Source organism: Endozoicomonas sp. ALB115, from assembly GCF_049310245.1.
Lineage (GTDB): Bacteria > Pseudomonadota > Gammaproteobacteria > Pseudomonadales > Endozoicomonadaceae > Endozoicomonas.
In genome coordinates, this window is sequence record NZ_JBLYZG010000044.1 from 38333 (window position 1) to 45293 (window position 6961).

6 protein-coding genes and 1 rRNA gene are annotated in these 6961 nt (G+C 49.6%); 4 read left to right on the top strand and 3 right to left on the bottom strand.

The features are described from left to right. The first annotated feature begins 68 nt into the window (after window positions 1–68). A complete protein-coding gene (gene ispG, locus ACO6VE_RS17395; protein WP_101748237.1) occupies window positions 69–1304 on the top strand; it encodes a flavodoxin-dependent (E)-4-hydroxy-3-methylbut-2-enyl-diphosphate synthase in 1236 nt (411 codons plus the stop codon). 160 nt (window positions 1305–1464) lie between these two features. Here the strand turns inward: ispG and ACO6VE_RS17400 are convergent, their stop codons facing one another. Next, window positions 1465–3852 (bottom strand): penicillin acylase family protein, encoded by a 2388-nt coding sequence (locus ACO6VE_RS17400; protein WP_422462526.1) that lies wholly within the window; start codon window positions 3850–3852, stop codon window positions 1465–1467. Between the two features lie 279 nt (window positions 3853–4131). Here ACO6VE_RS17400 and ACO6VE_RS17405 point away from each other — a divergent pair, with 279 nt between their 5' ends. Together ACO6VE_RS17405 and ACO6VE_RS17410 are read left to right on the top strand one after the other, a co-directional pair. After that, on the top strand, window positions 4132–4791 hold the full coding sequence (locus ACO6VE_RS17405; RefSeq protein WP_422462528.1) for a 7-cyano-7-deazaguanine/7-aminomethyl-7-deazaguanine transporter: 660 nt from the start codon (window positions 4132–4134) through the stop codon (window positions 4789–4791). 95 nt (window positions 4792–4886) lie between these two features. Next, window positions 4887–5288 carry a PPC domain-containing DNA-binding protein gene (locus tag ACO6VE_RS17410; RefSeq protein WP_422462530.1) on the top strand — a complete coding sequence of 134 codons (402 nt, stop codon included), beginning with the start codon at window positions 4887–4889 and terminating at the stop codon, window positions 5286–5288. Here the strand turns inward: ACO6VE_RS17410 and ACO6VE_RS17415 are convergent. Next, window positions 5285–5824 (bottom strand): chorismate mutase, encoded by a 540-nt coding sequence (locus tag ACO6VE_RS17415; RefSeq protein WP_422462532.1) that lies wholly within the window; start codon window positions 5822–5824, stop codon window positions 5285–5287. The genes ACO6VE_RS17410 and ACO6VE_RS17415 overlap by 4 nt on opposite strands. 348 nt (window positions 5825–6172) lie before the next feature. Between ACO6VE_RS17415 and ACO6VE_RS17420 the strand changes: the two genes are divergently transcribed. Then, window positions 6173–6772 carry a hypothetical protein gene (locus tag ACO6VE_RS17420; protein WP_422444084.1) on the top strand — a complete coding sequence of 200 codons (600 nt, stop codon included), beginning with the start codon at window positions 6173–6175 and terminating at the stop codon, window positions 6770–6772. 104 nt (window positions 6773–6876) lie between these two features. On the opposite strand, the gene rrf is transcribed toward ACO6VE_RS17420, so the two are convergent. Beyond that, a 5S ribosomal RNA gene (rrf, locus tag ACO6VE_RS17425) occupies window positions 6877–6961 on the bottom strand; the annotation flags it as partial.

Genomic DNA, 6961 nt, shown 5'->3' on the forward strand with positions numbered 1-6961 from the left:
TCAGGAAAAGTCTTCAGGTTCTGATACACTGATTAGTTCTAATTTTTATTATTTGGAGAACAACGTTTATGGACAGGCGTCATAAAACCCATGCTGTTCAGGTTGGACACGTCACCATTGGCGGTGATGCTCCCATTGTGGTTCAGTCAATGACGGACACCGATACTGCGGATGTCCAGAAAACCATTGACCAGATTCGCCTGCTGGCGGATGCAGGCTCTGAAATTGTTCGCGTAACGGTGAATTCAGAGGAAGCAGCGGCCGCTATTCCGGCAATCTACGAAGGGCTGGCCAAACACAACTGCAATGTACCCATTGTCGGGGACTTCCATTACAACGGTCACCTCCTGCTGACCAAGTACGATGAAACCGCCAGGCTGCTGCACAAGTACAGAATTAACCCCGGTAATGTCGGCTTTGGCGATAAGAAGGATGACCGCTTTAATGCCATGATTGATGTTGCCATCAAATACGATAAACCAGTACGCATCGGCGTTAACTGGGGCAGCCTCGACAAAGAGCTTTCTACCCAGCTGATGGATGAAAATGCCCGATCCGCCAACCCGAAGTCTTCCCAGGAAATCCTCCATGAAGCATTGGTCCTGTCTTCCCTGACCAGTGCCGATGCTGCGGTTAAGCGTGGTCTCGGTGCCAACAAAATCGTTATCTCCTGTAAAGTCTCCCGGGTACAGGATCTGATCAGCGTCTACCAGATGCTGGCTGATCGCTGTGAGTACGCCCTGCACCTTGGGTTGACCGAAGCCGGGATGGGCAGCAAGGGCATTGTGGCATCCAGTGTCGCCATGGGCATTCTTCTGCAGCATGGTATTGGCAACACTATCCGCACTTCCCTGACGCCAGAGCCCGGAGCCTCCCGCGATAAAGAAGTCATTGTCTCCCAGCAGATCCTTCAGGCCCTGGACGTTCGCAGTTTTGCTCCGGAAGTGACTGCCTGTCCTGGCTGTGGTCGTACCACCAGTACGTTCTTCCGGGTTCTGACCGATGAAGTGGACGGTTTCCTGCGCAGTAAAATGGTGAACTGGCGCCACCAGTATGTCGGTGTGGAGAATATGAAAGTTGCCGTGATGGGCTGTGTGGTTAATGGTCCGGGGGAAAGCAAGCATGCCAACATTGGTATCAGTCTGCCCGGTACCGGTGAGGCACCTTCAGCCCCGGTATTTGTTGATGGCGAGAAATTCACCACATTGAAAGGTGAGAACATCGCTGAAGACTATAAGAAACTGATCGAAGAGTATGTTCAGAAAACCTATGCTCCCCGGGAGCAGGTGATCGCCAGCAACTGATGATAAAAGACTGATACATCAGCACCGCCACACTGTGGCGGTGCTACCCTCTCTTCATTTTTCCCTCAGCAAAATTGACATCCATCTAATTTGCCAGCTTTGCCCTGATGGGTCTTTCACTTCATAGGGAAGACCGTTATCAGGACAAACTTAAGGTTATTTAAGGCGTCAGGGTCAGGGTATATTTTGCATCACCCGGTAAGAACGGACTGGCCTTCCCTTCCACCCAGTCCATATAACCTGCGCTAAAGAAAGGAGAGAGCGGGTGACCACTCTGACCACCCGGCATGTGAAATATTGCTTCATCTTCACGCCCGGGAGACACCACCAGCCGCTCAGATACCCCTTGATCGGCACGCTGGGCCCTGGGCATCCAGACATCGCCAGAGAGAGGTACGGCGGGCATCTCCAGCAGTCTGCCAAAGACAGGAATGGCACCACTCAAAGGGTGGCGGATATCAGCGGTATTTCTCTGTCCCCAGGTGGCATTGCCCAGCTGATCTACGCCTCCCAGATCACTCACCACCTGATCCACGGTTTCGATCAGCAACTCATCCCAATTTTCGTACTGAGGACTCAGCCAATGTAGCGGACGTTCTTCCAGAAGACGCCATATCATCTCGCTTTCATGGTTTAACTTCTGCATAAAGCCATCTTCTACATCCTCTTTGGCTTCTGGAGAGAGGGACAGAAAGTAGCGCCCCAGTGATGACATGATCTTCAGTTTAAGCGCATCTTTATACTCACGGACCAAACGGTAACCAACGTCGTCAGTGGCAGCCTTGCCAGACCAGTTGTTCACATAACGATAAAACGTCTGTCGGGAAAGGTTCCCCGCCATCACGTCTTCAGTGAGTGTATCCAGCAACAGTCGCCGCCAGTTATCCATATAGAGAGCACGATGATCCAGGGCAATCTCCAGCAAAGCCTGTTCATCAGCACGCTCAAGTGCCATCAGCGCATCACGAATCTGTATCTGCCGAGGTCCGAGGGCATAACCTCCGTTGCCCATCTTGTCGTAGTCTGCTCCGCTTACGATACGGGCATTGGCAGTCCAGACTCGTTGATCCGCAGGGTTATATACGCGGGGATAATGCACATCCGGAAGCCAGCCACCCCAGTTATCATCAGCCTGCTGCCAGGGCAGTGGGTAAGTGGAATCGATAACGGAACGGTTTGGAATCTGTCCGGCAACGGTCCAGCCAATATTGCCTTCACGGTCACCCACCGTAAAGTTCTGGGGTGGAATTCCGCTGCGGTTGGCAATGGCCATTCCCTGTTCTGCATTGCGGGCAACTTCCAGGCTTACCAGATTAACATTGGTCGCCTGCGGACGGTGGGCAGTCCAGCGCAGGGCATATTGCGTATCGTCATAGGCCGAATCAACCACCGGCCCCCAGTGGGTGCCTGAATAGTCAACGACAACCGGCTCCTGGTCTTTGATATGGATGGTTTCAGTCCAGCGTTCAAGGGGTTTCGGGCCATCATTGGTCATGTACTGGCCATCATCAATATCCAGCTCCACCAGATCGACCCAGTCACCAGCGGTATTGGTAAAGCCCCAGGCGATATGGGTATTGCTGCCAACCACAATAAACGGTGTGCCCGGTAATGTGACTCCGGTAATACGAACCCTGTCCTCTGGCTGGTCCGGGTGTGGATAACTCAAAGAAGCCCGATACCAGATGGTGGGTACCCGATGGCTCAAGTGCATATCATCCTGAATGATGGCTCCACCATGGTCCGTTAACTCTCCGGATACCGCCCAGTTGTTACTGCCAATAAGACTGTCTTCCAGCGTCGTTCCACCCAGATTGGCATATAGCTCTGTCTCTTTGCTGCGCAGGTCAACCAGCTCTGCCCCCGGGGTTGGCACATCCGGCAACTCACCGGGCTGCATTGGTGAGTCCCAGCGGGTTTTCAGCGGCGAAAGAAAATCGATAACAGCAGGTACGGTTACACGACTGAGGAAGCCTTTCAGGTTATCCAGTTTTACTTCATCATCGTTGAGATCCATGTACATGCTGAAGATCGACAGAAAAGAGTCTTCGTTTTGCCAGAGCTCAGGCTCCACACCCAGCAACAGATATTCAAAAGGCTTCTGTCCAAGATCTTTCAGGCCATGATTGACACCATCGGTATAGGCATTCAAAAGAGCCTGATGCTCAGCACTCATGATCTCAACCGCCTGCTGAGCAACCTTGCGGAAACGATGTTTTCTCTGACGTTTATCGTGATCCAGCGCCAGGTCACCCACCAGTTCAGACAGTTCACCCGCAGAGTTGCGCCGATTCAAATCCATCTGAAAAAATCGTTCCTGGGCATGGAGATAACCGGTAGCAAAGGCAACATCCATACGATCACTGCCGGATATCAGGGGAACACCCTGGGCATCCCGCTCAATCGTAACCGCAGCATTCAGGAAGGGAGCCTCCACTTCACCCTCAAGCATGGGGAGACTTTGGCGAAGAAGAACAAACGCCGTAAGAATGATCAGCAGGGATATTGATACAAGGAGAAAAAAGCCTCTCCTTAACCAGATCAGCATTGATACTACTCCATTGTTGTTATTATGTGGTTGGAAAAAATAGCACAGTTTTATCAGGCTGCCCATGGATTCATAAAACCCATACCAAAGAGACTGGTCGCATACAAATGCTCCAGATACATCGTCAGCCCTGATCAAAACAGCATCATACGCTTGCAAAAATTATCACTTGGTCCAACGTTGTAAATCCCGATAGAATACCGCTCATTTTTAATGGTGCTAACGTACTAAATTGGTACTGCGCCTGAGTTCCCTCACCTCAACTAAAAAGGACTTGCTATGCAAACCAGCAATCGCGGCCTGAACATTCTGCTTTTATTATCGATATTTCATATCGTGACCATCACTGCCAGTAACTATCTGGTACAAATACCGTTTCAATTCTTTGGTATGCACACCACCTGGGGAGCATTCACCTTTCCGTTTATTTTCCTGGCCACAGACCTGACCGTAAGAATCTACGGGTCTGAGCAGGCCCGGAAGATCATATTTACCGCCATGTTCCCGGCCCTGCTGATCTCCTACCTGGTGTCAGTCATGTTCGTGGATGGAACCTTTCAGGGATTGGCAAGCCTGGCCAGCTTTAATGCCTTTGTCGCCAGAATTGCCGTTGCCAGCTTTGCGGCATACCTGGTTGGCCAGATTCTGGATATCACCGTTTTCAACCGTTTGCGCCAAAATGCCATGTGGTGGGTAGCTCCGGCCTGTTCAACCATTGCTGGCAACCTGATTGATACCCTCAGCTTCTTCAGTCTGGCCTTTGCCGGTTCATCAGACCCTTTCATGGCGGCACACTGGATGGAAATTGCCCTGGTGGATTACGGCTACAAGCTGGCCATCAGCATGCTGTTCTTCCTGCCTATGTATGGCGTGTTGCTGAACTTCCTGGTGAACAGGTTGAATGTACCCATGCAAGTGAACTCTCAACAGGCTGCATAAAAGCCTGCGTATAAAGCAAAGCCCCGTTTAACGGGGCTTTACATAAATCCTGAGAAAGATAAGCTGATTGGGAGATCGGGGGATATAATAAAGCAATGAGTATTTCCGTAATAGCCAATCGCCTTACCCAAGGCGCTGACCTGAAAATAGCCGTGCAGGAACTGGTTAACAAGCACCGGATTTCTGCAGGTTCACTGGTATCCTGTGTTGGCAGTCTGTCCAGAATAAACCTTCGTTTTGCTGGCGCAGAAACGACGTTAGTTACTGAGGGCCCTTTTGAAATCGTCTCTGTCATGGGAACGTTGACACCGGACCATCAGCATATCCACATGGCTGTGGCTGATGCCAAAGGGCATGTTTTTGGAGGGCACCTGCTAGAAGGAAATATCGTTGATAGTACTGCTGAGGTGATTATTCACAGTTATACACAGCTGAGCTTCTCAAGAGCTTTTGATCCATCCACAGGCTACACGGAACTTGTTATTGATAAGCACTAGTTTTTAATTAGACGTATCATCTGAAGGCTGTCAAACATTTTCTTTTTATCGTTTTCCGATAGATGCCTGGTATTCACTGTTCTGACAAAGTCTTTCTGCTGTTTATTGTCAAAAGCCCCTCCATCTTTCAGGTATTCGCTGATTCTCACCACAATTTCATCACCAAGCGCCAAAATCTTTGGCCTGACCTCAGAAGCTAAATCCCGATATTCACTACGTTCAGGATGTGTAGATAACCAGTCAGCCATATAGCGATATTGAATCGCCTTGGCAGCATCCATCTGTGCCTGGAAGAAATCAGCAATAGAGTCCGGTTGCAAACCTGCCTGCTGCGCATTGACCAATGCCTTCTCAAGCACCTGCTGTTCTCTGGTCAGATCTTCGACCACACGATGGTTCCTGGCTTTGAATAAGGCGACATCCTGCATATAGCTCAACCGCTGGTTGATTAACTGAAAGATTCCATTCGACATTGTATCTGCAACCGCCAAGGTGGAGAGCGTCAAACAGAGCAACCCGGTTACGAAAAGCTTCATACTTCCCCAATAATCCTCAGAGCTTTGAACCAGTTTCATTCCATTGATTCAGCCAGTGACACCCAGCTCATATTTTACCCAATACCTATAAATATCTGCCAGGACCACAAGTGCTTGAGACAAAGCCTGACCTGATGAATTGGAAACGTTGTTAGTGTGGGATGTTCAGAAGTCACAGGATTAACTTCAAAAGTAACCGTACCTGTTCAAAACACAGGTGTTGTAGATATGGGCGCAATCGTCTGGTTTGGCTTTTCTTATCATCAATGCGCTGCCTGTCCATAAGAAAATTATGTGTATGCTGCGTATTTTCAATAACTATGCAATTCACTCCAAACCGAAATGATTATGTTAGCACCACTGACCGATCTGTTATCACCATTGCAGGGAACAAAAGGTACTGTCCTCGCATCAAACTCTCTGAAGAACCTACTGAGGATCACACCCATGCCAATAAAAACGCACCTGCAAGTATTCATTGCAACACTACTCTGCATTAGTTTTTTCAGCTTTGCTGAGACGGTTCAACCATGGAAAACGGGCAAAACAAGACGAATTGGTAGTGGCAGGATGCCAGTCATCCAGGTATACGAAGATGACGTCAATGGTTTTATTGCCTGTTATTCACATGACGATATTCCACCTGACCTTGTAACAGGAGATAAACACCTCCAAGGTTTTGTGGCTATGAAGGGAATATACAAAGGACGCATTTTTCATCCCGAGGGGTATTTAGATACAGATATCACCCCTTTTCATACAACGCCCAGCACCATGTGCCAGAACTACATTCCATCCTGCCGGGATGAGGGCAAAGAATGCTGGGCAGATGGTAATACTGGTGGATACTTCAGTCGCCTTATTAGAGCACTTGAAGCCGTCGATCGAATGCTGGACAGGCTGGAACCATACCGGTGGCAACTTCGGCAGCCTTGTTCAGGCACGTGAAGCTGTTGATCCAACCGTAACAATCTTTCTCCACAAAGCAAAAACCCCGATAGATTGCTCTATCGGGGTTTGCAGCCTTGAGCCTACTCAAGGCAAATAATGGTGCCTGGCGATGACCTACTCTCACATGGGGAGACCCCACACTACCATCGGCGATCGGTCATTTCACTGCTGAGTTCGGGATGGGAT

Excerpts from the sequence above, each read along its gene's own strand:
- ACO6VE_RS17400 (WP_422462526.1), bottom strand. The coding sequence starts at position 3,852 with ATGCTGATCTGGTTAAGGAGAGGCTTTTTTCTCCTTGTATCAATATCC.
- ACO6VE_RS17420 (WP_422444084.1), top strand. The coding sequence starts at position 6,173 with ATGTTAGCACCACTGACCGATCTGTTATCACCATTGCAGGGAACAAAA.
- ispG (WP_101748237.1), top strand. The coding sequence starts at position 69 with ATGGACAGGCGTCATAAAACCCATGCTGTTCAGGTTGGACACGTCACC.
- ACO6VE_RS17405 (WP_422462528.1), top strand. The coding sequence starts at position 4,132 with ATGCAAACCAGCAATCGCGGCCTGAACATTCTGCTTTTATTATCGATA.
- ACO6VE_RS17415 (WP_422462532.1), bottom strand. The coding sequence starts at position 5,824 with ATGAAGCTTTTCGTAACCGGGTTGCTCTGTTTGACGCTCTCCACCTTG.
- ACO6VE_RS17410 (WP_422462530.1), top strand. The coding sequence starts at position 4,887 with ATGAGTATTTCCGTAATAGCCAATCGCCTTACCCAAGGCGCTGACCTG.